Below are 23,839 nucleotides of genomic sequence, written 5' to 3' on the forward strand. Positions count from 1 at the left end.
CGGCCCACAGCGGCTAGAATCTCGAACAGCTGTTCGTAGTGCTGGGACGAGAGGTGATCACGTGCGCGTGTTCGGGGTGGATCCAGGCCTGACCCGATGCGGGTTCGGGGTGGTCGACTCGGGCCGCGGCCGGACCGTCGCCCCGGTGGCCGTCGACGTCATCCGCACGCCGCCGGAGATGGAACTGTCGCAGCGGCTGCTGCGGATCTCGAACGCGGCCGAGGAATGGATGGACCTGTACAAGCCGACCGTCGTCGCCGTCGAGCGGGTCTTCTCGCAGAACAACGTACGCACCGCGATGGGCACGGCCCAGGCCGGTGGCGTCGTCGCGCTCGCCGCGGCGCGTCGCGGGATCGACGTCTGCTTCCACACCCCCAGTCAGGTGAAATCGGCGGTCGCGGGCAACGGTGCCGCGGACAAGAAGCAGGTCACCGCGATGGTGACGAAGATCCTCGGGCTGGCGGTCGCGCCGAAGCCCGCCGACGCCGCCGACGCGCTCGCGCTGGCGATCTGTCACTGCTGGCGGGCCCCGATGCTGTCGCGGATGGCGCAGGCGGAGCAGGCCGCCGCCGAGCAGAAGCGGCGCTACGAGGCCAGACTCGCGGAACTGAACAAGACCCGGCTCAAGAAGGCAGGTACCCCATGATCGCCTCCATTCGCGGCGAGGTGCTCGAGATCGCGCTCGATCACGTGGTGCTCGAGGCGGCGGGGGTCGGCTACCGGCTCAACGCCACCCCGGCCACGATCGGCACCCTCCAGCGCGGAACCGAGGTCCGGCTCGTCACCGCGATGATCGTCCGCGAGGACTCGATGACCCTGTACGGGTTCCACGACGTCGAATCGCGGGATCTGTTCGGCCTGTTGCAGACGGTGTCCGGGGTCGGGCCGCGGCTGGCGATGGCGACGCTGGCCGTCCTCGAGCCGGAGGCGCTGCGCAAGGCGCTCGCCGAGGGCAACGTCACCGCGCTGACCCGGGTGCCGGGCATCGGCAAGCGTGGTGCCGAGCGGATGGTCGTGGAGCTCCGGGACAAGGTGGAGGCCGTCGCCGTCTCGTCCGATCCCGGTGCGGACGGTGCGCCCGCGGTGGTGCTGGGCCTGGTCCGTGAGCAGATCGTCGAGGCCCTGGTCGGTCTCGGCTTCCCGGCGAAGTCCGCCGAACAGGCCACCGACACCGTGCTGGCCGCGGATCCGGAGGCCGGCACCTCGGCGGCGCTGCGCTCGGCGCTGTCCCTGCTGGGTAAGACCCGGTGACCGAGGAGATGGGGGACTCGGCCGGGCCGGAATCGTCCGTCACCGCGAACTTCGTCGCGGCCGACAGCGACATCGAGGCCAGTCTCCGGCCCACCAGCCTGACCGACTTCATCGGCCAGCCCCGGGTGCGTGAGCAGCTCCAGCTCGTGCTCACGGGCGCCAAGCTGCGCGGCGGGACCCCCGACCACATCCTGATGTCCGGGCCTCCAGGTCTCGGCAAGACCAGCATGGCGATGATCATCGCCTCGGAACTGGGTACCTCGCTTCGGCTCACCTCCGGTCCTGCGCTCGAGCGAGCGGGCGACCTCGCCGCCATGCTGAGCAACCTCGTCGAGGGCGACGTGCTGTTCATCGACGAGATCCACCGGATCGCGCGGCCTGCCGAGGAGATGCTCTACCTGGCGATGGAGGACTTCCGGGTGGACGTCGTCGTGGGCAAGGGGCCGGGCGCGACCTCGATCCCGCTGGAGGTCGCGCCGTTCACCCTGGTCGGCGCGACCACACGGTCCGGAGCGCTGACCGGGCCGCTGCGGGACCGGTTCGGATTCACCGCCCACATGGATTTCTACGATCCGCCGGAGTTGCAGCGGATCCTGCTGCGGTCGGCGGGGATCCTCGGCGTCGACCTGGGGGAGGAGGCCAGCGCCGAGATCGCAGGCCGATCCCGTGGCACGCCGCGAATCGCGAACCGGCTGCTGCGCCGGGTGCGGGACTATGCGGACGTGCGGGCCGACGGCGTCATCACCCGCGATGTCGCCAGGGCGGCGCTGGCGGTGTACGACGTCGACCAACTCGGCCTCGACCGCCTCGACCGGTCGGTGCTCAGCGCGCTGGTCCGCAGCTTCGGCGGTGGACCCGTCGGCGTGTCGACGCTCGCCGTCGCGGTCGGCGAGGAGCCGGGCACCGTGGAGGAGGTCTGCGAGCCGTTTCTCGTGCGTGCGGGGATGATCGCCAGGACGCCGCGTGGCCGGGTGGCGACCGCGGCGGCGTGGGAACAGCTCGGCCTGACGCCGCCGCCGGAGGCCGCGGCGGGTGGCATCGACGTGCGTGTCAACGAACCGCCGCAAGGTCTGTTTGACTAGTGGCACACTGGAGTACTGCGCCGGTCTGTTCCGGATCGCGCGCGTCGACGACCCTCGAGGACTGAACTCAACGATGGAACTGCTCTTTCCGCTCCTGATTCTCGCCCTGCTCGTGCCCATGTTCCTGGGCATCCGCCGCCAGAAGAAGGAGATGGCGAAGACTGCCGAGCTGCAGGACTCGCTCACCGTCGGCGACCGCGTGCTCACCACGTCCGGGCTGCATGCGACCGTGGTCGCCCTCGGTGACGGCACCGTCGACCTCGAGGTTGCGCCAGGAATCATCACCACCTGGTCGCGGATGGTGATCCGTGAACTCCTGGTCGAGGACGACGAGGAGTTCGAGGAGGACGACGTCGACGAGATCGTCGACGAAATCCCTGACATCAAGGCCCCCGTCGAGGAGACTCCCGAGGAGACCAAGCGTCGCTTGGACAACGAATGAGTTGACTTCCGGACCGCTGCCGAGTGATCCATGCTCGGCAGCGGTCTCGTGTAGGGCCTCGAACCCGACCATCGCACGACACACGTACTAGGAGAACTACGGATCGTGGCACCTTCGACTGGAGCCGTACGACCAGCACGCTCGCTCGTGATCTTCGGGCTGATCGTCGCTGCGCTGTACGCGCTCGTCTTCTTCACCGGGGACAAGTCCCCGACGCCGAAGCTCGGCATCGACCTGCAGGGCGGCACCCGTGTCACCCTGACCGCGCGCACCCCCGACGGCAGCAAGCCCAGCCAGGACAGCCTCCGTCGCGCGCAGGAGATCATCGAGACCCGAGTGAACGGACTCGGTGTCTCCGGCTCCGAGGTCGTCATCGACGGCGACAACCTGGTGATCACGGTCCCCGGCGACGACAGCTCGCAGGCCCGCACGCTCGGCCAGACGGCTCGGCTGTACATCCGCCCCGTGCAGAGCTCCGCCGTGTCCTCGAACGCGAAGGCACAGGCCCCGCAGGCCGGGACCCCGGCCCCGGCGCCCGCGCCGCAGAACCGGCCCTTCCCGGCCCAGGAACCGGGAACCCCGGCTCCGCCGAGCGAGCCCCCCGCGCCCCCCGCGGATCAGGGCGCCGCGTCGACCGAGGATCAGGCGGCCGCCGAGATCGCCGAGGCGAAGAAGACCCGGCAGAGCACGGACCCGGCGGTGCAGCAGCAGGCGATGACGACGCTCGACTGCAATGCCAGCGACCCGCTGCAGGGCAACGACGATCCGGCGCTGCCGCTGGTGGCCTGCTCGACGGACGGCACCACGGTCTATCTCCTCGGACCGAGCATCATCGACGGTCAGGAGATCGCCGACGCGACGTCGGCCTTCAACTCGCAGCAGTCCCGCAACGAGGTGTCGCTGACCTTCAAGTCGAGCGGCAGCACCACCTGGGCGCAGTTCACCTCCGCCAACATCGGCAAGCAGGCCGCGTTCACGCTCGACTCCAAGGTCGTCAGCGCGCCGGTCGTCCAGGGCGCCACCCCTGCCGGCAGCGCCACCTCGATCACCGGTGACTTCACGTCGGCGTCGGCGAAGGAACTCGCGAACACCCTGAAGTACGGCTCGCTGCCGCTCTCCTTCCAGGCATCCGAGGCCGAGACCGTCTCCGCGACCCTTGGTCTCGCATCCCTCGAGGCGGGCCTGATCGCGGGCGCGATCGGCCTCGTGCTGGTGCTGCTCTACTGCCTGATCTACTACCGGATGCTCGGCGTGCTCACCGCGCTCTCGCTGGTGCTGTCCGGCGTGATGGTGTACGCGATCATGGTGCTGCTCGGCCGGTACATCGGCTTCACCCTCGATCTCGCCGGTATCGCCGGTCTGATCATCGGTATCGGCATGACCGCCGACTCGTTTGTCGTGTACTTCGAACGCATCAAGGACGAGATCAGGGAGGGCCGCAGCTTCCGCTCGGCGGTGCCGCGCGGTTGGGCCCGCGCCAAGCGGACCATCCTGTCCGGCAACGCGGTGAGCTTCATCGCGGCCGCCGTGCTGTACCTCCTCGCGGTCGGCCAGGTGCGTGGTTTCGCGTTCACCCTCGGCCTGACGACCATCCTCGACGTCATCGTGGTGTTCCTGGTGACGCATCCGCTGGTCCACCTGGCATCGAAGTCCGACTTCTGGTCGAAGCCGAGCATCAACGGTCTCGGAGCGGTGCAGCAGGTCGCCCGTGAACGCAAGACCGCCGCGTCCGCGCGCACCAGCGTCGGCGCGCAGGCGAAGGAGGCCTGACTGTGACCACATCTGAAGATCTGTCGTTGTCCGATTCCTCGGCCGACCAGGCGAAGCTGCCCAGGCACAGCCTGCTCTCGCGGCTCTACACCGGCACCGGAGCCTTCGAGGTCGTCGGAAGGCGCAAGTTCTACTACGGCCTTGTCGGTGTCATCCTGCTGATCTCGATCGCCAGCATCCTGATTCGTGGGTTCACCCTCGGCATCGACTTCGAGGGCGGCACCCGGATCCAGTTCCCGGCCGCCGACAACGTCACGACCGAACAGGTCGAGCAGGTCTACACGGAGAGCTTGGGCGAGGCTCCGGTCTCCGTGCAGACCGTCGGATCCGGCGCCAGCGCCACCATCCAGATCCGCTCGGAGGCGCTCGACGCGCGCGAGGTCGTGATCGTGCAGGACGCGCTGTACGACGCCTTCCAGCCGGAGGACAAGAACGGCACTCCCAGCAAGAACGCGATCAGCGTCGCCGACGTGAGCGAGACCTGGGGCAGTCAGATCACCCAGAAGGCGCTCATCGCGCTGGTGGTGTTCCTGGTCATCGTCAGCGTCTACATCGGCATCCGGTTCGAGCGCGACATGGCGATCGCCGCCATCGTGGCGCTCTTCTTCGACATGATCGTGACGGCGGGCGTCTACGCGCTGGTCGGCCTCGAGGTCACGCCTGCCACGGTGATCGGCTTGCTCACGATTCTGGGCTTCTCGCTGTACGACACCGTTGTGGTGTTCGACAAGGTGGAGGAGAACACCCGCGGGGTGCTGCACCTGACCAGGCGGACCTATGCCGAACAGGCGAACCTGGCCGTCAACCAGACGCTGATGCGCTCGATCAACACCACCGTGATCAGCGTGTTGCCCGTGATCGGACTGCTCGTCGTCGCGGTCGGGCTGCTCGGTGTCGGCACCCTCAAGGACCTCGCCGTCGTCCAGCTTGTCGGCATCATCGTCGGCGCGTTCTCCTCGATCTTCTTCGCGACGCCGCTGCTGGTCTCGATCAAGGAGCGTTGGGGACCCGTGGCTGCGCACACCAAGAAGGTGCTCGCCCGTCGGGAGGCACGGCCCGAGAGCGCGTCCGCGCCCGCCGCGGGCGCGGAGGCCTCCGGCGTCGCGTCCCGTGTCACCGCGGCGGGCCCGCGGCCCGGCGCCCGACCGACGGGGAAGCGCGACAAGAAGAGGCGCTGACATGGGTACCGGCGTACGACGGGCAGGCGCGGCCCGCGGTGTGAGGGTCGGCGCCGCCGGCGTGATCGCGATGATCGCGGCGGCGGCCGTCGGCTGTGGGGCCGCGGAGGATCAGGTCCAGTCCATCGGGTACGCCGTCGACAACGTGTTGACCACCTACAACGCGAATACGGTCGACGGCGCGGCATCGGGTGCGCGGCAAGCGTTCTCGCGGGTGCTCACCGGCCTGAGCTACATCGGGCCGGAGGGCAGCGCCCTGTCCGACGGCGACGTCGGCACCGCGGCCCCGGCACCGGGCGACGCACTCACCCTCGCGGTCACGCTGAACCCGCAGGCCGTGTACTCGGACGGCGTGCCGACGTCCTGCGACGATCTGGTGCTGGCCTGGGCGGCAGGCAGCGGTCGCTTCCCGATGTTCCGGGCTGCGGACAACGCCGGCTACGCGGACATCGACCGGGTCGACTGCCAATCCGGGTCCAAGGATGCAACCGTCGTGTTCCGGCCCGGCCGGGCGTTCGCCGATTGGCGGGCGCTGTTCGGGGCCACCGCGTTGATGCCTGCGCACGTGGCGGCAAGGGCCGCGGGGGTGCCGGACCTGGTGGGTGCCGTCCACTCGAACGACGTGCCCGCGCTCGAGCGGGTCGCCGAGTTCTGGAACAACGGCTGGAAGCTCGTCCCGGACCAGCTCGATCTCACGCTCTTTCCCTCCTCGGGGCCGTACCGGGTCGAGTCCTTCACGACGGACGGCGGACTCGTGCTGGTCGCGAACGAGCGGTGGTGGGGCAACAAGCCGGCCACCCCGCAGATCGTGGTGTGGCCGAAGGGAACCGACCTCGAATCCAAGACCGCGTCCGGTGAGGTCGACGTGATCGACGCGGGCGCGGGGTCGATGCCGGGGCTGTCTCCCGGCGACGGCTTCTCCTCGGTGACGGCGCCGTCCCGGAGCAGTGAGCAGCTGGTGCTCGCGACGTCCGGGGTCTTCGAATCCGTCGATGCGCGCCGGGCGTTCGCCCTGTGCGTGCCCCGCCAGCAGCTCTTCGACCGGCTCGGGCATCCGGACTTCGACAAGCAGTCGGGCCTCGGATCGGGCGTGCTGAGTTCGCGGATCGTGCAGCCGGACATGCTGATCTACCCCTCGGTCGCAGCGACGGAGGGCGGTCGGTATCTGCACCCCGACGTGCCTGCCGCCGTCGCCGCGCGAAACGCGTCGGGGCAGGGCCCGATCACGGTCAGGATCGGATATCTGGGTCCGGACACCCGCCGTGCCGACACCGTCAAGGCGATCGCCGAGGCGTGCGCACCCGCCGACATCACCGTGGTGGACGCCGGTTCGCCCGAGTTCACCCCGACGGCGCTCGGTGCGGGCGGCCTCGACGCCATCCTCGGCGGGACCGCATCCGCGCAGGGCGCCGCGGGAACGGACTCGGAGGTGCCGCCGGTGTACTCGCTGGTCGGGGGCAACGGCACGAACTTCGGTGGCTACCGCAACGGCCGCATCACCGCGATCGCGGAGCAGTTGGCCGTCGACACGGCGGAGGGCAGCAGGCTGAACCTGTCGACGGAGGCCGAGGGCATCCTGTGGAACGACCTGCCGTCGATCCCGTTGTTCAACGAGCCGAGGACCACGGTCTTCGCGGACGGCCTGCACGCCGCGGTGCCGAACCCGACGGTCTCCGGTGTGGGTTGGAACATGGACAGGTGGATACTGCTCCGGTGACTGCATTGACGACGGCGTCCGAGGACGTGGCACGACTGACCCGCTGGGCCGACGACTTCCCGGAACAGGGCGTGACGTTCGCCGATCTGACCCCGGTGTTCGCCGACGCCAAGGCGTTTCGTGACGTCATCGATGCGCTGGTCGAGGTCGGCGACGGTGCCGACCTGGTCGCAGGCATCGATGCAAGGGGATTCCTCCTCGGTGCCGGTGTGGCCCTCGCGCTGGACGCGGGTGTGCTCGCGGTCCGCAAGGCGGGGAAGCTGCCGCCGCCGGTGCTCACCCGGGAGTACCAGCTCGAGTACGGCACCGCGTCCCTGGAGATCCCGGCCGACGGGATCGAGCTCGCCGGTCGCCGGGTGCTGGTGATCGACGACGTCCTGGCCACCGGCGGCACCCTGGCCGCGGCGGCGGACCTGCTCACCACCGCGGGCGCCGAGGTGGTCGGGATCGCGGTGGTGCTCGAGATCGAGTCCCTCGGCGGTCGGTCGCGGCTCGCGGGCCACCCGGTCACGTCGCTGCTGCGGGTCTGAGGACTAAAGTTTCCGGTGAGGCGACCGACAGTGCGGGAGGTGACGCTATGACCCAGAACCTCGACCGGTCGCAGTCCGGGACCGGGGCCCCTGCGGTCCCGCAGGAGGGTGCCGCGCCCGCGGTGCCCACCTCGGCCTCCAGGCGGGTGCGGGCCCGGCTGGCACGCCGCATGACCGGGCAGCGCAACGCCACGATCAAACCGGTGCTCGAGCCGCTGGTCAGCGTGCACAAGGAGCTGTACCCGAAGGCGAACCTGGCGCCGCTGCAGCGCGCCTATGACGTCGCGGAGGAGCGCCACGCCAGTCAGAAGCGCAAGTCCGGCGATCCCTACATCACGCACCCGCTGGCGGTGGCGAACATCCTCGCCGAGCTCGGCATGGACACCACGACGCTCGTCGCGGCGTTGCTGCACGACACGGTCGAGGACACCGGGTACTCGCTCGATCAGCTCACCGAGGAGTTCGGTGAAGAGGTCGCTCACCTCGTCGACGGCGTCACCAAGCTCGACAAGGTGGTGCTCGGCAGCGCCGCGGAGGGCGAGACCATCCGCAAGATGATCATCGCGATGGCCCGCGACCCGCGGGTGCTGGTGATCAAGGTCGCCGACCGGCTGCACAACATGCGCACCATGCGCTTCCTGCCTCCCGAGAAGCAGGCACGCAAGGCCAAGGAGACCCTGGAAGTCATTGCGCCGCTTGCGCATCGGCTCGGTATGGCCACGGTCAAGTGGGAACTCGAGGACCTCTCATTCGCGATCCTGCACCCGAAGAAGTACGAGGAGATCGTGCGCCTCGTCGCGGACCGGGCGCCGTCTCGCGACACCTACCTGGCAAAGGTACGGGCGGAGATCAACGCCACCCTTGCCGCGTCACGGATCAACGCCGTCGTCGAGGGCAGGCCCAAGCATTACTGGTCGATCTATCAGAAGATGATCGTCAAGGGCCGCGACTTCGACGACATCCACGACCTGGTCGGGGTGCGGATCCTGTGCGACGAGATCCGGGACTGCTATGCCGCGGTCGGCGTCGTGCACTCGCTCTGGCAGCCGATGGCGGGTCGGTTCAAGGACTACATCGCGCAACCCCGGTACGGCGTGTACCAGTCGCTGCACACGACCGTGGTCGGCCCGGAGGGCAAGCCGCTGGAGGTGCAGATCCGCACCAGGGACATGCACCGCACCGCGGAGTTCGGCATCGCCGCGCACTGGCGCTACAAGGAGACCAAGGGCAGGCACTCCGGCGACGCCGCCGAGGTCGACGACATGGCGTGGATGCGGCAGCTGCTCGACTGGCAGCGTGAGGCGGCCGATCCGGGGGAGTTCCTCGAATCGCTGCGCTACGACCTGGCGGTCAAGGAGATCTTTGTCTTCACCCCGAAGGGCGACGTCGTGACGCTGCCCGCCGGCTCGACGCCGGTGGACTTCGCGTACGCGGTGCACACCGAGGTCGGGCACCGGTGCATCGGTGCCAGGGTGAACGGTCGGCTCGTCGCGCTCGAGCGCACGCTCGAGAACGGCGAGGTCGTGGAGGTGTTCACCTCCAAGGCCGCGAACGCAGGCCCGAGCCGCGACTGGCAGAGCTTCGTCGTCTCGCCGAGGGCGAAGACGAAGATCCGCCAGTGGTTCGCCAAGGAGCGCCGTGAGGAGGCCCTCGAGGCGGGCAAGGACGCGATCGCCAAGGAGGTCCGCCGCGGCGGGCTGCCGTTGCAGCGCCTGCTCAGCGCCGAGTCGATGTCGGCGATCGCGCACGAGCTGCGCTATCTCGACGTGTCCGCGCTGTACACGGCGGTCGGCGAGCACAACGTGTCGGCGCAGCACGTGGTGCAGCGGTTGGTCGCGAATCTCGGCGGCGTCGAATCCGCCGAGGAGGAGCTGGCCGAGCGGTCGACGCCGTCGACCATCCCGATGCGGCAGCGCCGCACGACGGACGCCGGTGTGCTGGTGCCTGGTGCCGAAGGCACGGTGGCCAAGCTCGCGAAGTGTTGCACCCCGGTGCCGGGCGACGAGATCATGGGCTTCGTGACCCGCGGGGGCGCGGTGAGCGTGCACCGCACCGACTGCACCAACGCCGGGTCGCTGCGCGAGCAGTCCGAGCGGATCATCGAGGTGCAGTGGGCGCCGTCGCCGTCCTCGGTGTTCCTGGTCGCGATCCAGATCGAGGCCCTCGACCGGCACCGGCTGCTCTCCGATGTGACCAAGGCGCTGGCGGACGAGAAGGTGAACATCCTCTCGGCGTCGGTGACGACCTCGGGTGACCGCGTCGCGATCAGCCGTTTCACCTTCGAGATGGGCGACCCCAAGCACCTCGGGCACGTGCTCAACGTGGTGCGCAATGTCGAGGGCGTCTACGACGTCTACCGGGTGACCTCAGCGGCCTAGGCGGCTGCGCCGCCCGTGAGTCCTTCTGGTCCCTCTGCGGGCCACAAGGACTCACGGGCGCGGAGCGCCTAGCTGACCTTGACGGTCTCGATCTGCACCGGGGTGTTCGGCTTGCCGCCGCCCGCGGACATGGAGCCGTCGTCGCCTTCTGCGGCGATCTTCTCGATGGTGGCCAGGCCCTCGTCCGAGATGGTGCCGAACAGGGTGTACTGCGGGGGCAGCACCGAGTCCTCGTACACCAGGAAGAACTGGCTACCGTTGGTGCCGCCGGGGCCCGAGTTGGCCATCGCGATCGTTCCGCGCGGGTAGAGCATGCCCTGCTGGGCGGCCGGGTCACCCTCGGCGAAGGCGGTGGTCGGGTACTCGTTCGCGAAGCGGTAGCCGGGGCCGCCGTTTCCGGCGCCCGAGGGATCGCCGCACTGCAGCACCTGTAGGCCCGGGCTGGTCACCAGCCGGTGGCACGGGGTGTCGTCGAAGTAGCCCTGCTGAGCCAGGCTGACGAAGCTGTTGACCGTGCACGGCGCCTCGGGGCGGTCCAGGGTGAGCCCGATCGGGCCCTGCGAGGTCGCCATCGCGACACCGACGGTGCCCGCGGTGGAGACGCCGTCGGTGCTCGGCGCCTCGACCGACTTGGACGACTTGTTCGACGGCGGGTACGCGCAGGACACGGTCGCCGAGGCAGGCGCGGCGGGGGCAGGCAGCGGCGGGTACGCGGACAGATCCGGCGCCTGGCTCGGCTGGCTGGCCAGCGTCCGCGTGGTCGGTGGGGTGGAGGAGCTGTCGTCGCTCGAGCAGGCGCTCGACGCCAGCAGCAGGCCGATGCCTGCCGCGGCCAGCACGCCCCTTCGGACGCTCACCGGGGCCCTCATGCCGCCACGCTCGCGGTCGTGATCTTGATCGGGAGGTTCGGCTTGCCGCCACCGGCGGACATCGAGCCGTCGTCGCCTGCCGCCGCGACCTTCTCGATCGTCGCCAGGCCCTCGTCGGAGATGGTGCCGAACACCGTGTACATCGGGGGCAGCGGCGAGTCGTCGTAGACCAAGAAGAACTGGCTGCCGTTGCTGCCGGGCTGGCCGGTGTTGGCCATCGCGATGGTGCCGCGCGGGTAGGTGACGGGCTCCCCGAGGTTCGGGTCGTCGGGGTTGTACTGATCGGTCGGGAACTCGTTCTCGTAGCCGTAGCCCGGGCCGCCGGTACCCATCCCGGTGGGGTCGCCGCACTGCAGGATCTTCAGCCCGGAGGTGCTCAGGCGGTGGCACGGGGTGTCGTTGAGGTAGCCCTGCTGCACGAGGCTGACCATGCTGTTGACGGTGCAGGGCGACTTCGCGCGGTCGAGCGTGAGCCCGATCGGGCCCTGGTCGCTGTCGAGGTTCACCGTGACGGTGCCCTCGGCGGACACGCCGGTTCCTGCGGGCAGGTTCGCGGGCTTGGCTGGCGGCGTGCCGTCCGGCGTGTAGGCGCAGTCGACCGTCGCGGGCAGCGCCTGGGACCGGCCGGCGGGCATGACGCCTGGAGTCTGCTTCTCCGCAGCGGCGGTCGAGGTGTCCGAGCCCTCGGATGCATCGTCGCCATTGGTCAGGGAGTAGATGAAGGCGCCTGCGGCGACCACGAGTACGACCCCGAGCGCGGAGGCTCCGATGGTCATCTGCTTGCGCTTGCGGGCCCGCTCGGCTCGGTGCTCGAGTTGCCGCTCCAGCTTCCGCTTGGCGGCCTGGCGGCGCTGCTCATTGGTCGGCACTGCTGCATACCTCTTCTCCTCGGGCGAAGCCTCGGGCATTGTCGCGGTCTCGGGCGAGGCCTCGGGCTCGCAGTATGGCTGCGTCTGGTCGCTGAGTGAGTCTGCCATCTGATCCTGAGAAGGAGCCGCATAGGCTGTATCCGGTCCAACACCCAGGACCGACACCCACGTCATTAGGAGCGATCGCCGTGCTCGTCACCGGATTCCCGGCCGGAGCCTTTCAGACGAACTGCTACATCCTCGCCAAGGACGGCGCGAGCGAGTGCATCGTCGTCGACCCCGGTCAGAACGCGGCCGAGCCGCTCTTCGAGTTCCTCGCGCAGTCGTCGCTGACGCCGACGGCCGTCCTGCTCACCCACGGCCACCTCGACCACACTTGGTCCGTGGAACCGGTCTGCGAGAAGTTCGGCATTCCCGCCTACATCCACCCGGAGGACCGCTACATGCTCAGCGACCCGCTGCGGGGGACCGGGCCCGCGCTGGCCGCGATGCTGGGCGACGCGGAGTTCCACGAGCCGCGGGAGGTGATCGAGCTGGCCGACGGCGACGTCCTGGACCTCGCCGGGATGTCCGTGACCGTCGATCACACCCCCGGCCACACCCAGGGTTCGGTGGTGCTCCGGACGGTGGCCGACACCGATGGCGGGCCGGTGCAGATCGCGCTGACCGGCGACACCCTGTTCAGCGGGTCCATCGGCCGCAGCGACCTGCCGGGTGGCGATCACGAGCAGCTGCTCCGGTCGATCGCGGCGAAGCTGCTGGTCCTCGCCGACGAGACCGCAGTGCTGCCGGGTCACGGCGGGTCGACCTCGATCGGACAGGAACGGGCGTCCAACCCGTTCCTGGTTGGACTGGCAGGATCGAAGTAGGGGAAAGTAGAACCGTGAGCAAGCCCAGCAACAGCGCATTCTCCGCCCCCAAGGGCGTTCCCGACTACGTGCCGCCTGCGTCAGCGGAGTTCGTCGCCGTCCGCGACGGTCTGACCCGCGCCGCGCGGCTCGCGGGTTACGGACACATCGAGCTGCCCATCTTCGAGGACACCGGGCTGTTCGCTCGCGGCGTCGGTGAGTCGACCGATGTGGTCAGCAAGGAGATGTACACCTTCGCCGATCGTGGCGACCGCTCGGTGACGCTGCGGCCGGAGGGCACCGCGGGCGTGATGCGCGCGGTGATCGAGCACGCTCTCGACCGCGGACAGCTCCCGGTCAAGCTCAGCTACTCGGGGCCGTTCTTCCGGTACGAGCGACCGCAGGCGGGCCGCTACCGGCAGCTGCAGCAGGTGGGCGTCGAGGCGATCGGTGTCGACGATCCGGCGCTGGACGCCGAGGTGATCGCCATCGCGGACGCAGGCTTCCGCAGCCTCGGACTCGAAGGCTTCCGGTTGGAGATCACCTCGCTCGGCGACGACACCTGCCGCCCCCAGTATCGGGAGCTGTTGCAGGAGTTCCTGTTCGGCCTCGACCTCGACGAGGACACCCGCAGGCGTGCCGAGATCAACCCGCTGCGCGTGCTCGACGACAAGCGGCCGCACATCAAGGAGATGACCGCGAACGCGCCGCTGATGCTCGACCACCTCTCGCAGGAGGCCAAGGCGCACTTCGAGGAGGTGCTCGCACACCTGGACGCGCTCGGTGTCCCGTATGTCGTGAACCCGCGGATGGTGCGCGGCCTGGACTACTACACGAAGACCACCTTCGAGTTCGTGCACGACGGACTCGGCGCCCAGTCGGGCATCGGCGGTGGCGGTCGGTACGACGGCCTGATGGAGCAGCTCGGTGGGCAGCCGTTGTCGGGCATCGGTTTCGGGCTCGGCGTCGACCGCACCGTGCTGGCGCTGGCGGCCGAGGGCAAGACCGCCGGTAGCCCGGCTCGCTGCGAGGTGTTCGGGGTTCCCCTCGGCGACGAGGCGAAGGCACAGATGGTCGTGATCGCGGCGCGACTGCGCGCGGCCGGGATCCGGGTCGACATGGCCTACGGCGGCCGCGGCGTCAAGGGTGCGATGAAGGCAGCCGATCGCTCGGGGGCCAGGCTCGCCCTTGTGCTCGGCGAGCGGGACATCGCGGACGGTGTGATCGGCGTCAAGGACCTCGCGACGGGTGAACAGCGGCAGGTGCAGCTCGGCGAGGTGGTCACCGAGGTCGGGGCGATCCTTGCCGACGGGTGATCCCGCCGGGGCGGTGCCCCTCGATCTCATCCCGTCGTCGCTGATCGCGCCCCGGCTGCGCAAGCTCGCGCTGTTCGCCGTCCTGCTCGGCGTCCTGGTGGCGGTGGTCGTCGGCTTCTTCGCCTCGGTCGGGGTGGCCGTGCTGGTCGGTGCGATCATCGCGGTGCCGACGGCGCTGTCGGCCCTGCTGACCATGCGTCGGCGAATCTGGCTGACGGGCACCACGATCCACGCCCGGCACGGCCTGCGCACCAGGTCGGTGGATGCGAGCCGGGCGGTGAGCGCCGAGGTGGTGGTGCGTACCGCACGGGTCAGTCAGGTCGGTGTCCGGATCGGCGACGGCAACGCTCTCGTCTCGATTCCGTTGGCGCTGTACACCGACGACGGTGGGCGCGAACTCGACCTGCTCGGGCTGCGGTCGCTTGCCGATGCGCTGAACGCGGGCGAGCTGGCCCCGGCGGTGGCCGTCGCCTCCGTCCTGATCGGGCAGCTGCGCGCCGAGGCGCGCGGGGCCGGGTTGGAGGAGCGGCCGCTCTACCTGGCGGTGCAGACCGCGCGCGACGCGGGCCGGGTGCCGCAGACCGTTCTCACCGACCACGAGGTCGCCGGGCTGGCGGACTGATCCGGCCATGACCGTGCCCGAGTCCTCCCGCCGCCGTCGTCGTCTCATCGTCTGGATCGTTGCCGGCCTCGCCGCGCTCGCCGTCGTCGTGGTCGGGGTGCTGTCGGCGGCGCCGACCCGCTATCTGCCCTGGGACACCACCGATTTCCCGGCTGTCGACCTGGCGGCGTTGACGCCGGCCCAGGCGCGGGTCGTCACCCTCCTCGAGGACGAGCACCGGAGCCAGCGCCCTGGAACGTTCTACGCCGAGGGGGTCGAGGAGCCCTGGTGTGCGGACTTCGTGAGCTGGATCATGCGGGAGGCGCAGCAGCCGCTGTCGAATCCGAACTCCGGTCACTGGCGGATTCCAGGGGTGTACACGCTGCAGGCGTACTACGAATCGCAGGGCCGGTTCGAGCCGGTCGACGGCGGCTACCGCCCGACGGTCGGCGACGTGGTGCTCTACAACAACCGCAGCTGGGTCGGCCAGCACACCAACATCATCGTGGCGGTCGACGGCGACACCGCAACGACGGTCGGAGGCAACGAGTTCGGCCGGATCCGGGTGCACACACTCGACTGGTCGAGCGACTCCGCCGTGGTCGGGTTCGGCAGGCTCGCTTCCTGACCGGTCACATCGCGGCGGCTTGTCTAGGGTGTGGCGCCGCCAGGGTCGGGGGTCTCGACGGCGCCACAGGTCATTGGTACTGCAGCGCCGCGCCGATCGAAAGTGTTTCCCTTCGAAATGGGGGAACAACTAGGGGAACGCCGCGATTAGGGGATCTGCCCCGGCGCAGTCGACTTGACCGTGTTCAGTAGCCGCTGCGCTTGGGCCCGAAGGGATTCGGCGTCGTGCCAGCCCAGCACCCGCAGACCGGCCTCGGCAAGCTGAACAGGGGACTGCTCGACGGTGCCGGTGCCGCCGCCCTCGGCGTCGCTGCGCTCGTTGATCACCGTTTCCACGATCCGGAACGGCAGGCCCGCCCGGGACTCGTCGTCGGCGCCGAGTTCGGTCAGCACCCCGGCCGCGAGCTCGCGGTAGCGGTGGCGCAGCTGCTGGCGTTCCGCCCGGAACCGGGAGAAGCGCTCGGTGCGCAGCTCGGGCAGCAGGTAGAGGGCGCCGAGGTTCCACCGGCCGGCCATCAGCTGGCCGCTGTCGAAAAGGAGCAACGCGTACAACCGCACCGCCGCGGGCTCCGTTGTCGCCGCGAGCCGGTTGGCCAGCTCCAGCGGGGCGGTCACGGTCTGCTCGAGCAGGGCCGCCAGGATGTCGTCCTTGGTGGCGAAGTGGTGGTACAGCGACGCCTGCCGCATCCCGACCGTCTCGGCGATCTGCCGGGTCGAAGTCGACGAGAATCCCTTGGTGGTGAACAACTCCGCGGCGGCGTCGAGGATCTCGGCCTGGGCGGTGGGGCCCGGCCTGCGCTGTTTCGTCAGGCGGGGTCGTCCCGGGCCGGCGTTGGTCACGCTTCCATCCTGTCAGTACGCGGGGCGAGCGCGCGGTGGAAGATCGGGATCAGCGGTCGCGGTGAGGGTTCGCCGGAGCGACGGAACGGCGCCGAGTCCCTCGATGCTTCAGTCCAGTCGCGAGCGCTCACCGCGGACAGATCGAGACGGAACGGGGTCAGCGCCGCCAACTGGTGCAGGAACAGCGTCGCGGTCCTGCCGTTGCCCTCGCGGAACGGGTGGGCGTGATTGAGGGTGGCGTAGATCCGCGAGAGCGTGAAGGCGAGCACGCCCCGGTCGGGTGTCGTCCAGTCGGCGTCGGCGATGTAGCCGGCGACGAGGCCGAGGTAGTCGTCGATGGCGGGGACCGGGGCGAACTCGTTGCCGCGCTTGGTGATGTCGACGATCCGGGTCTGTCCGGCCCACGCGAACACATCGCCGAATACGTGCTGGTGTAGCTCGCGCAGGTGGGTACCGCCGAAGCCGGAACCGACCTCCGGCCGTCCGTCGTGCACCTGGAGGATGCGAACGGCGGTCGCGGTGAACTCGATCGAACGCAGTGCGGCGCCGTCTCGGTAGTCGAAGTTGTTCCGCAACACCCGGGTTCCCGGGACCAGGTACGGGTGACGCCGCAGGATCAGGCGCCGACGTGGCGGCACGGAGACGCGGAAGGTGTCGGCCTCGGCGCGGCAGTTCACCAGGTAATTGCCGACTGTGAGCGCGTTGAGCAACACGGCGACGAGATCAGCGATCTGGTCCGGGCGCGGTTCCCAACCCTCGAGGCACTCGGCCGCGACGGTCTGGTCCACCGCGCGCGTCTGTCGTTCGTCGAGCCGGGTGAACAGGGCAGGCCAGCGCTCCGAGGTCTTCATGCGCCGGGGCCTGCGTAGGCGAGCTTGCGCTGCACTCCCGCGATCTCGCGGACGGCGTTCGCGAGCAGGCTGCGGTAGAGCGGGGTGAGCGAGGCGATGGTGAGCTCGTCGGTGATCGGTAGCCCCTGTTCGAGCTGCTCGCACTGGTGGCGCAGCCGGATCTGTTGCAGGACGTCGAAGGATTCCGCCAGGATCCGGGCGTCGTCGTCCGGCAGGAGTCCGGTGCCGGCCGCGGCCTGCAGGCGCGCGGGGGTCGAACCGCCGCCGAGCCCGGCGGCCAGGCCCGCCCAGCGCGCGATGTTGACGATCGGCATCACGCCCTGTGATTTCAGGTTCACCGAATCGGTCCGCCGGGTGAGGATCTGGCGCAGCGAGTGGATGCGGACCTTGTCCTCGACCGCCTCGCGGAGCAGGAGCTTCATCGCCGCGGGGGTGGCCCGGGTTCGCACCGAGACCGGAGCGGACAGGTCGAGGTCGTCGTCTCCCCAGGTGACCCGGCTGTCGGCGAGCAGGGAGATCATCAGGACTCCCTTGTCCTCGTACGGATCCGCGATCCACCGCTCCGTGGCCTGCATCCACGCCCCTGCGGACCGCGCGAAACGCGGTCGGGCGGCGGTGGCCCCCTTCTCGTCGGACGGGAAGCCGCACCGGTCGAGCAAGCGGTGTACCCGCGCGGCCGTGGCCATCAGCTCCGTGTCGGTGTCCGGCCGCTGGTCGTCGTCCGCCCACACCAGGGCACTGTCGACGTCGGAGCCGGGCATCGCCTCGCGACGGGCGACGCTGCCGAGCGAGAGCCAGGTGAACGGTGTCCGGCCGGACCTCGCGGAGCCTGTCTCCAGGTGCAGGGCCCGCGCGGCGGCGGCGTCCACGATCACAGAGAGGATCGCGGAGACATCCAGTGGTGCGACCCGCGCCCGCCAGAGACCGAGCACCAGTTCGGGCACCTGGGCGGTCGCCGCGACCAGTGCATCCGGGGTGGCGGCCCTGGTCACGGCCGCACGGAGCAGGAATCCGCTGCGGGTCGCGGTGGCCAGCAGGTCGCCGTCCTCGAGCACGCCGAGCAGCGCACCCGTCTCGGACAGCACCGGCATGTGCCGCACCCCCCGCTCGAGCATGTCCATCAGGACGTCCGCGCCGAGCCGGTCCGCGGGCACGGTGCGGGCGGGCGCCGTCATCACGGCCGACACCGGTGTGTGGGTGCCGAGCCCGGCGGCCACCACCCGCCTGCGCAGGTCGCCGTCGGTGAAGATCCCGTGTGAGCCGCCGCCGAGCGGGACGAGGACGTAGCGGCGACCCTCGCGGGTCATCAGCTCGGCCGCCTCGCGCGCGGTGCTGTCGGGGGAACAGATCAGCGCGGGTCCGCGCAGCAGCTCGCCTGCCCGGCGCATGGCCGGGTCGCGGACGACCAGTGGGGCGGCGGATGCGCCGCCATCGTCCTTCCCCTGCACGGCTCTCATGGGCACATCCTCTCAGGACTCGGTGCTCCGGTGCCGCAGGCGGCGACGGTGAGCAGTCCGCAATACCGGCGTAACGAATGACATTGAGACGCAACGGAAAGCCCGAACCTCGAAACGTGCGGGACACCCATGCGCACTGGTGGAACGGAAAACTATCAACTGACAGATACTCCGCCGCCCGCCTCGCAGGAGAGCCCATGACGACCGTCGCATCTCAGTCCCAGGACCACGACGACCTGGCGGAATTCGGGTACGAACAACAGCTGCACCGGTCGCTGGGCAAATTCGCCTCCTTCGCGGCCGGCTTCTCCTTCGTCTCGATCCTGACCACGATCTTTCAGCTGTTCGGTCTCGGTTTCAGCTTCGCAGGACCCGCGTTCTTCTGGACCTGGCCGTGCGTGTTCATCGGCCAGTTCATGGTGGCCCTCTGCTTCGCCGAACTCGCCGCCCGCTACCCGATCTCCGGCGCGATCTACCAGTGGTCGCGGCGAATGGGCGGCGAGCTCGTCGGGTGGTTCGCCGGCTGGTTCATGATCCTGGCCCAGATCGTCACGGCCTCCGCCGCGGCCATCGCGCTGCAGGTCGTGCTGCCGACGGTGTGGAGCGGATTCCAGATCGTCGGCGAGGACAGCGCCCTGACCTCGCCGAGCGGCGCCGCGAACGCGGTCCTGCTCGGCTCCGTGCTGCTGGTGCTGACGACCACCATCAACTGCATCGGCGTCAACTGGATGTCGCGGATCAACAACATCGGCGTCACCTGCGAGATCATCGGCGTCATCGCGGTTGTCGGGATGTTCTTCACCCACGCCCAGCGCGGGCCCGACGTCGTGTTCGACACGGGCGAGGCGGGCACCCAGCCGGGATACATCTGGGCCTGGATCGTCTCCGGGCTGATGGCCGCCTACGTGATGGTCGGGTTCGGCTCGGCGGGAGAACTCGCGGAGGAGACCCGCAACCCCCGCCGGGTCGCTCCCCGCACCATCCGGCTCGCGCTCTCGGTCTCCGCCATCGGCGGCGGCCTGATGATCGTCGGCGCGTTGATGGCGGCGCCGAGCCTGACCGACGGGCGCCTCGCGACCGAGGGCCTGCCGTACGTGCTGACCTCGATCCTGTCCTCGCCGTGGGGAACGTTGCTGCTGATCGACGTCGCCATCGCGGTGTTCGTGTGCACCCTCGCCATCCAGACCGCGGCCTCGCGGCTGATGTTCTCGATGGCCCGCGACGGCCGACTGCCCGCCTCGTCGGTGCTGGCCCGGGTCAATCCCCGCACGGGGACCCCGATCGCACCCTCCGTGCTGATCGGCGTGCTGTGCGTCGCGGTGCTGGCCGTCAACGTCGGCAACTCCGCGATCTTCACCACCCTCTCGAGCGTGTGCATCGTGCTGATCTACCTGGCCTACCTCATGGTGACCGTGCCGTTGCTGGTGCGCAGGCTCGGTGGCTGGCCGAGCGGTGGGCCGCAGGTGGACGCGGAGGGCCGTCCGCTGTTCTCGCTCGGGAAGTTCGGGATCCCCGTCAACATCGCGGCGGTCCTCTACGGCGCGCTCATGGTCGTCAACCTGTCCTGGCCACGCGCTGAGATCTTCAACCCGACAGGCGAATTCCCCCTTCTCCAATGGGCCGCGCCACTCACCGTCGCGGCGGTGGTGCTCGTCGGCACCCTCTGCTACCCGCGCGGCAAGACCGTACCGAACCCCGTCACGATCGGAGCCTGACAGTGACCGCAACCAACACCACGACCGCTGCCCGTGCGCACGCCCGCGCACAGGTGGGCGAGATCACCGATTCGATGCCGGTGCTGCCGGCGTCCCGGTGGCCCAGCCCACCCGATGGTGTGCCCGCCGAGAGCCTGACCTGGGCGGAGACCGTACCTGGCGGCCGCTACACCTCGAAGGTGCTGGCCCGGGGCACCAGGCTGCGGCTGCGCGACCTCGGCGGGTCCGCCTGCGCGAACCTGCTGCTCTACCGTGCCGACGCGCCTTGGGAACGGCTCAACGCGGCCGACACGGTGAAGGTGCCATGGCAGGCCTACCTCGGTACCGGGCATCCACTGCTCTCCGATCAGGGGCGGGTCCTTGCCACGATCGTCGCCGACACCTCGGGCCGCCACGACGCCTTCTGCGGCACCAGCAGCCTGGCCGACAACCTCGCACGGTACGGAGCGGGTGCCGCGCACTCTTGCTCGCCTGCGGGCCGAGAGCTGCTGACGCTCGCCGCCGCGAAGCACGGCCTGACCCCCCGCGACCTACCACCCGCGCTGAGCTTCTTCCACGGCGTCCGGGTCGAGGCGGACGGCGCCCTGACCAGCATCGGGAATGCCGGGGCCGGAGCGGAACTCGAGCTGCTGATCCACCTGCCGGTGATCGTGCTCATCGCGAACACCGCGCACCCGCTCGACCCGGCGCCGACGTACTCCACCACCTCCCTCGAGGTGCTCGGATGGGAGGCGGCCGCCGATCTCGGCGCCCTGACCAACGAGGACCCCGAGTACCGGCGGGCTGTCCTCAACAGCGAGGACGCCTGGGCCGCAGCACAGTTCGGAAAGGACGCGAAATGACCTCCACCCTCGACATCCCCGCCCTCGTCCCCGGCGCCGTCGTCCTCGACGAGACCGTCGGCGCACGCGGACCGTGGTCGGCGATCGTTCGCGCCGGCGACGTGCTGACCATCGTGGACCTGCACGGAAACCAGGCCGTCGACACCCTCTTCTATGCCGCCGACGACCACGCCGTGCGGTACTCGGCTGCGGCGACCGTCGCCGCCCAGCGCAATCTCTTCCTGTCCACGGGAAGCGTGTTGCGGGCCGACGATTCGAGTGTGCTCATGACGATCGTCGCGGACGAGGTCGGCAACCACGACACCGTCGGCGGCGCCTGCTCACAGGAATCGAACACGCTGCGCTACGGCCACCACACCAAGCACCAGCATGCCTGCGTGGAGAACTTTTTGGCCGAGGGCGCGAAATGGGGCCTGGGGAAACGTGATCTGGTCTCCAACATCAACTTCTTCATGAACGTCCCGGTCGACGCCGACGGCACCCTCGGGATCGTCGACGGGCTGTCCGCGCCCGGCAAGCGGCTGGCCCTGCGGGCCGAGGTGGACACCCTGGTCCTGGTCTCGAACTGTCCGCAGATCAACAACCCGTGCAACGGTTTCGATCCGACCGAGGTCCGCATGATCGTCACCCGGCCGACCGAGGCGAACCGGTGAACGCGGTCACCGTGCAGCGGCCGGGAATGCTGACGACCGTGCAGGACTGGCCCGGCCGGGTGGGGTACTGGCAGGTCGGTGTGCCGCCGTCCGGACCGATGGACGATCTGTCCTTCCGGCTCGGAAACGTCGCGCTCGGCAACGACGAGGGCGCACCGGGGCTCGAGTGCACGATGGCGGGCCCGGCCCTGCGGTTCGCCGAATCGACCACCGTCTGTGTCACAGGGGCGCCCACCGCCGTCACGGTCGACGGCCGACCCGTCCCGTCCTGGCAGGCGGTAGCCGTGCCTGCGGGCGGAGTCCTCGACGTGGGCGCGGTCAGCGGTCCCGGCCTGCGGATCTACGTCCTGGTCCGCGGCGGACTGAGCGTGCCGGACTACCTCGGCAGCGCCGCGACCTTCACCCTTGGGCGGTTCGGCGGTCACGAGGGCCGGACCCTGCGCGAGGGCGACGTGCTCGTCGCGGGCGGCGGAGCGTCGAACCCGGCTGCCGCCCAGCCCGTTCCGATGGAGCACCGGCCGGTGATCGGGGGTCACTGGGAGATCGCGGTCACCGAGGGGCCGCACGGGGCGCCGGAGTTCTTCACCCGGGAGGACATCGACACCCTGCTGGCCACCGACTACGAGGTGCACTTCAACTCGGACCGCACCGGCGTCCGGTTGATCGGGCCGAAGCCGGACTGGGCGCGCGCCGACGGCGGCGAGGCGGGACTGCATCCGTCCAACATCCACGACAACGCCTACTCGGTCGGGGCGCTCGATTTCACCGGCGACACCCCTATCCTGCTCGGGCCCGACGGCCCCAGCCTCGGCGGTTTCGTCTGCCCGGTCACCGTGGTGGCAGCGGAACGATGGAAGCTCGGGCAGCTCAGCCCGGGGGACACCATTCGATTCGTCCCCATCCGCACGGCGCACGCTGCGTCGAGAAGCGAACTGGGACTGGGGCGCCGGGCCAGCCTGTCGACGGTCTTCGGTCGGGGCGGCGACGGCGACGACGGAGTGATCGCAAGGCGGGACGGATCGACCCAGGTCACCTACCGGCGCTCCGGCGACGACAACGTGCTCGTCGAGTACGGCGACATGAGCCTGGACCTGGCGTTGCGGGCGCGGGCGCACGCCCTGCACCAGCGGCTCGAGGCGGAGAAGCCGGCCGGTCTGCTCGACCTGACCCCCGGCATCCGGTCGCTGCAGGTCCGCGTCGACCCCGACGTGCTGCCGGTCCGGAAGCTGATGGGCCTGCTCGCCGAGGCCGAGGAGCAGCTCCCCGAGGCCTCGGAACTGGTGGTGCCGAGCCGAGAGGTCCGGATGCCGTTGTCCTGGGACGACCCTTCCACCCGCGAGGCGATCAAGCGGTACATGCACGGCGTCAGGGCCGACGCGCCCTGGTGCCCATGGAACATCGAGTTCATCCGGCGGATGAACGGTCTGGAATCGGTCGACGACGTCTTCGAGACCGTGTTCGGCGCACAGTATCTGGTCCTCGGGCTCGGCGACGTCTACCTCGGAGCGCCGGTGGCGACCCCGCTCGACCCGAGGCACCGTCTGGTCACCACCAAGTACAACCCGGCCAGGACGTGGACGCCGGAGAACGCGGTCGGGATCGGCGGCGCCTACCTCTGCATCTACGGGATGGAGGGCCCCGGCGGTTACCAGTTCGTCGGCCGCACCACCCAGGTGTGGAATCACCGGCACCCGCAGCGGTCGGGACCGTTCGAGGACGGCACCCCGTGGCTGCTGCGTTTCTTCGACCGGATCAGTTGGTACCCCGTCGAACCCGACGAGCTGCTGGAGCTGCGGGCCGAGACGGCCGCGGGCGGAGCGGGCGGGGTCCAGATCGTCGACGGCAGCTTCTCGCTCGCCGAGCACGACCGGTTCCTTGCGGAGAACGCCGAGTCGATCGACGCGTTCCGGGCCACGCAGGCCCTGGCGTTCGGGGCCGAACGCGAGGCGTGGTCCGCAGCGGGGGAGTTCGCCAAGACCGAGGCAAAGGAGGTGGCCGCGTGA

General features: G+C 69.8%; 22 protein-coding genes. 17 read left to right on the plus strand and 5 right to left on the minus strand.

Annotated elements, in window-relative coordinates; all coding sequences use genetic code 11:
- Positions 1-61: 61 nt before the first annotated feature.
- From ruvC to BR31_RS0102835, 9 genes are all read left to right on the plus strand, one after another.
- Positions 62-646, plus strand: coding sequence for a crossover junction endodeoxyribonuclease RuvC (ruvC, locus tag BR31_RS0102795; RefSeq protein ID WP_027499613.1), 585 nt, complete (start codon positions 62-64; stop codon positions 644-646).
- Complete coding sequence (ruvA, locus tag BR31_RS0102800) at positions 643-1,251, plus strand: Holliday junction branch migration protein RuvA (RefSeq protein ID WP_027499614.1); 609 nt, start codon at positions 643-645, stop codon at positions 1,249-1,251. Before ruvC ends, ruvA begins: the two co-directional genes overlap by 4 nt.
- An 8-nt stretch (positions 1,252-1,259) precedes the next feature.
- Positions 1,260-2,333, plus strand: a complete 1,074-nt coding sequence (gene ruvB / locus BR31_RS0102805) for a Holliday junction branch migration DNA helicase RuvB (RefSeq protein WP_037175246.1) — start codon at positions 1,260-1,262, stop codon at positions 2,331-2,333.
- 73 nt (positions 2,334-2,406) lie between these two features.
- On the plus strand, positions 2,407-2,775 hold the full coding sequence (gene yajC, locus BR31_RS0102810) for a preprotein translocase subunit YajC (RefSeq protein ID WP_027499616.1): 369 nt from the start codon (positions 2,407-2,409) through the stop codon (positions 2,773-2,775).
- Between the two features lie 105 nt (positions 2,776-2,880).
- Positions 2,881-4,545 (plus strand): protein translocase subunit SecD, encoded by a 1,665-nt coding sequence (gene secD, locus BR31_RS0102815; protein ID WP_027499617.1) that lies wholly within the window; start codon positions 2,881-2,883, stop codon positions 4,543-4,545.
- A 2-nt stretch (positions 4,546-4,547) separates the two neighbouring features.
- Positions 4,548-5,723 (plus strand): protein translocase subunit SecF, encoded by a 1,176-nt coding sequence (gene secF / locus BR31_RS0102820; protein ID WP_231496344.1) that lies wholly within the window; start codon positions 4,548-4,550, stop codon positions 5,721-5,723.
- A gap of 1 nt (position 5,724) precedes the next feature.
- Positions 5,725-7,440, plus strand: a complete 1,716-nt coding sequence (locus BR31_RS0102825) for an ABC transporter substrate-binding protein (RefSeq protein ID WP_051636896.1) — start codon at positions 5,725-5,727, stop codon at positions 7,438-7,440.
- Positions 7,437-7,970: an adenine phosphoribosyltransferase gene (locus BR31_RS0102830; protein WP_231496345.1), complete on the plus strand. Its 534-nt coding sequence runs from the start codon at positions 7,437-7,439 to the stop codon at positions 7,968-7,970. Before BR31_RS0102825 ends, BR31_RS0102830 begins: the two co-directional genes overlap by 4 nt.
- Before the next feature lie 47 nt (positions 7,971-8,017).
- Positions 8,018-10,348, plus strand: a complete 2,331-nt coding sequence (locus BR31_RS0102835; protein ID WP_027499621.1) for a RelA/SpoT family protein — start codon at positions 8,018-8,020, stop codon at positions 10,346-10,348.
- 68 nt (positions 10,349-10,416) lie between these two features.
- Here BR31_RS0102835 and BR31_RS0102840 read toward each other — a convergent pair whose 3' ends face one another.
- Both BR31_RS0102840 and BR31_RS0102845 read right to left on the minus strand, forming a co-directional pair.
- Positions 10,417-11,217, minus strand: coding sequence for a peptidylprolyl isomerase (locus BR31_RS0102840; protein WP_037175249.1), 801 nt, complete (start codon positions 11,215-11,217; stop codon positions 10,417-10,419).
- On the minus strand, positions 11,214-12,086 hold the full coding sequence (locus tag BR31_RS0102845; protein ID WP_027499623.1) for a peptidylprolyl isomerase: 873 nt from the start codon (positions 12,084-12,086) through the stop codon (positions 11,214-11,216). Before BR31_RS0102845 ends, BR31_RS0102840 begins: the two co-directional genes overlap by 4 nt.
- A 188-nt stretch (positions 12,087-12,274) precedes the next feature.
- Between BR31_RS0102845 and BR31_RS0102850 the strand changes: the two genes are divergently transcribed.
- The 4 genes from BR31_RS0102850 to BR31_RS0102865 are packed head-to-tail and all read left to right on the plus strand — an operon-like array spanning position 12,275 to position 15,479.
- The gene (locus BR31_RS0102850) at positions 12,275-12,955 is read left to right on the plus strand and encodes an MBL fold metallo-hydrolase (protein WP_027499624.1); all 681 of its coding nucleotides are present in this window, start codon (positions 12,275-12,277) and stop codon (positions 12,953-12,955) included.
- A 14-nt stretch (positions 12,956-12,969) separates the two neighbouring features.
- Positions 12,970-14,250 carry a histidine--tRNA ligase gene (gene hisS / locus BR31_RS0102855; RefSeq protein WP_027499625.1) on the plus strand — a complete coding sequence of 427 codons (1,281 nt, stop codon included), beginning with the start codon at positions 12,970-12,972 and terminating at the stop codon, positions 14,248-14,250.
- A 13-nt stretch (positions 14,251-14,263) separates the two neighbouring features.
- Positions 14,264-14,872, plus strand: a complete 609-nt coding sequence (locus tag BR31_RS0102860) for a hypothetical protein (RefSeq protein ID WP_197023522.1) — start codon at positions 14,264-14,266, stop codon at positions 14,870-14,872.
- Between the two features lie 7 nt (positions 14,873-14,879).
- Positions 14,880-15,479: a CHAP domain-containing protein gene (locus tag BR31_RS0102865; protein ID WP_027499627.1), complete on the plus strand. Its 600-nt coding sequence runs from the start codon at positions 14,880-14,882 to the stop codon at positions 15,477-15,479.
- A 146-nt stretch (positions 15,480-15,625) separates the two neighbouring features.
- On the opposite strand, the gene BR31_RS0102870 is transcribed toward BR31_RS0102865, so the two are convergent.
- The 3 genes from BR31_RS0102870 to BR31_RS0102880 are packed head-to-tail and all read right to left on the minus strand — an operon-like array spanning position 15,626 to position 18,626.
- Positions 15,626-16,318 (minus strand): TetR/AcrR family transcriptional regulator, encoded by a 693-nt coding sequence (locus BR31_RS0102870; RefSeq protein WP_027499628.1) that lies wholly within the window; start codon positions 16,316-16,318, stop codon positions 15,626-15,628.
- Positions 16,315-17,169 (minus strand): Fic/DOC family protein, encoded by an 855-nt coding sequence (locus tag BR31_RS0102875; RefSeq protein WP_051636897.1) that lies wholly within the window; start codon positions 17,167-17,169, stop codon positions 16,315-16,317. Before BR31_RS0102875 ends, BR31_RS0102870 begins: the two co-directional genes overlap by 4 nt.
- The gene (locus BR31_RS0102880; RefSeq protein ID WP_231496346.1) at positions 17,166-18,626 is read right to left on the minus strand and encodes a putative nucleotidyltransferase substrate binding domain-containing protein; all 1,461 of its coding nucleotides are present in this window, start codon (positions 18,624-18,626) and stop codon (positions 17,166-17,168) included. The genes BR31_RS0102875 and BR31_RS0102880 overlap by 4 nt, the downstream gene beginning before the upstream one ends.
- Before the next feature lie 197 nt (positions 18,627-18,823).
- Here BR31_RS0102880 and BR31_RS0102885 point away from each other — a divergent pair, with 197 nt between their 5' ends.
- From BR31_RS0102885 to BR31_RS32090, 4 genes are read left to right on the plus strand one after another with little or no spacing between them, the layout of a single operon-like run.
- The gene (locus tag BR31_RS0102885; RefSeq protein WP_027499631.1) at positions 18,824-20,341 is read left to right on the plus strand and encodes an amino acid permease; all 1,518 of its coding nucleotides are present in this window, start codon (positions 18,824-18,826) and stop codon (positions 20,339-20,341) included.
- Entirely contained in the window at positions 20,338-21,183 is an 846-nt protein-coding gene (locus BR31_RS0102890) for an urea amidolyase associated protein UAAP1 (RefSeq protein WP_231496360.1), read from the plus strand. The genes BR31_RS0102885 and BR31_RS0102890 overlap by 4 nt, the downstream gene beginning before the upstream one ends.
- Positions 21,180-21,836, plus strand: coding sequence for an urea amidolyase associated protein UAAP2 (locus tag BR31_RS0102895; RefSeq protein WP_027499633.1), 657 nt, complete (start codon positions 21,180-21,182; stop codon positions 21,834-21,836). Before BR31_RS0102890 ends, BR31_RS0102895 begins: the two co-directional genes overlap by 4 nt.
- Positions 21,837-21,862: 26 nt before the next feature.
- Positions 21,863-23,839 carry a 5-oxoprolinase/urea amidolyase family protein gene (locus BR31_RS32090; protein ID WP_051636936.1) on the plus strand — a complete coding sequence of 659 codons (1,977 nt, stop codon included), beginning with the start codon at positions 21,863-21,865 and terminating at the stop codon, positions 23,837-23,839.

Source organism: Rhodococcus sp. UNC363MFTsu5.1 (genome assembly GCF_000686785.1).
Lineage (GTDB): Bacteria > Actinomycetota > Actinomycetes > Mycobacteriales > Mycobacteriaceae > Rhodococcus_G > Rhodococcus_G maanshanensis.

Bases quoted from the DNA above. Each gene is read 5' to 3' on its own strand.
- ruvA (WP_027499614.1), top strand. From the start codon at position 643: ATGATCGCCTCCATTCGCGGCGAGGTGCTCGAGATCGCGCTCGATCAC.
- ruvB (WP_037175246.1), top strand. From the start codon at position 1,260: ATGGGGGACTCGGCCGGGCCGGAATCGTCCGTCACCGCGAACTTCGTC.
- yajC (WP_027499616.1), top strand. From the start codon at position 2,407: ATGGAACTGCTCTTTCCGCTCCTGATTCTCGCCCTGCTCGTGCCCATG.
- BR31_RS0102825 (WP_051636896.1), top strand. From the start codon at position 5,725: ATGGGTACCGGCGTACGACGGGCAGGCGCGGCCCGCGGTGTGAGGGTC.
- BR31_RS0102835 (WP_027499621.1), top strand. From the start codon at position 8,018: ATGACCCAGAACCTCGACCGGTCGCAGTCCGGGACCGGGGCCCCTGCG.
- BR31_RS0102840 (WP_037175249.1), bottom strand. From the start codon at position 11,217: ATGAGGGCCCCGGTGAGCGTCCGAAGGGGCGTGCTGGCCGCGGCAGGC.
- BR31_RS0102865 (WP_027499627.1), top strand. From the start codon at position 14,880: ATGACCGTGCCCGAGTCCTCCCGCCGCCGTCGTCGTCTCATCGTCTGG.
- BR31_RS0102875 (WP_051636897.1), bottom strand. From the start codon at position 17,169: ATGAAGACCTCGGAGCGCTGGCCTGCCCTGTTCACCCGGCTCGACGAA.
- BR31_RS0102880 (WP_231496346.1), bottom strand. From the start codon at position 18,626: ATGAGAGCCGTGCAGGGGAAGGACGATGGCGGCGCATCCGCCGCCCCA.
- BR31_RS0102885 (WP_027499631.1), top strand. From the start codon at position 18,824: ATGACGACCGTCGCATCTCAGTCCCAGGACCACGACGACCTGGCGGAA.
- BR31_RS0102895 (WP_027499633.1), top strand. From the start codon at position 21,180: ATGACCTCCACCCTCGACATCCCCGCCCTCGTCCCCGGCGCCGTCGTC.
- BR31_RS32090 (WP_051636936.1), top strand. From the start codon at position 21,863: ATGCTGACGACCGTGCAGGACTGGCCCGGCCGGGTGGGGTACTGGCAG.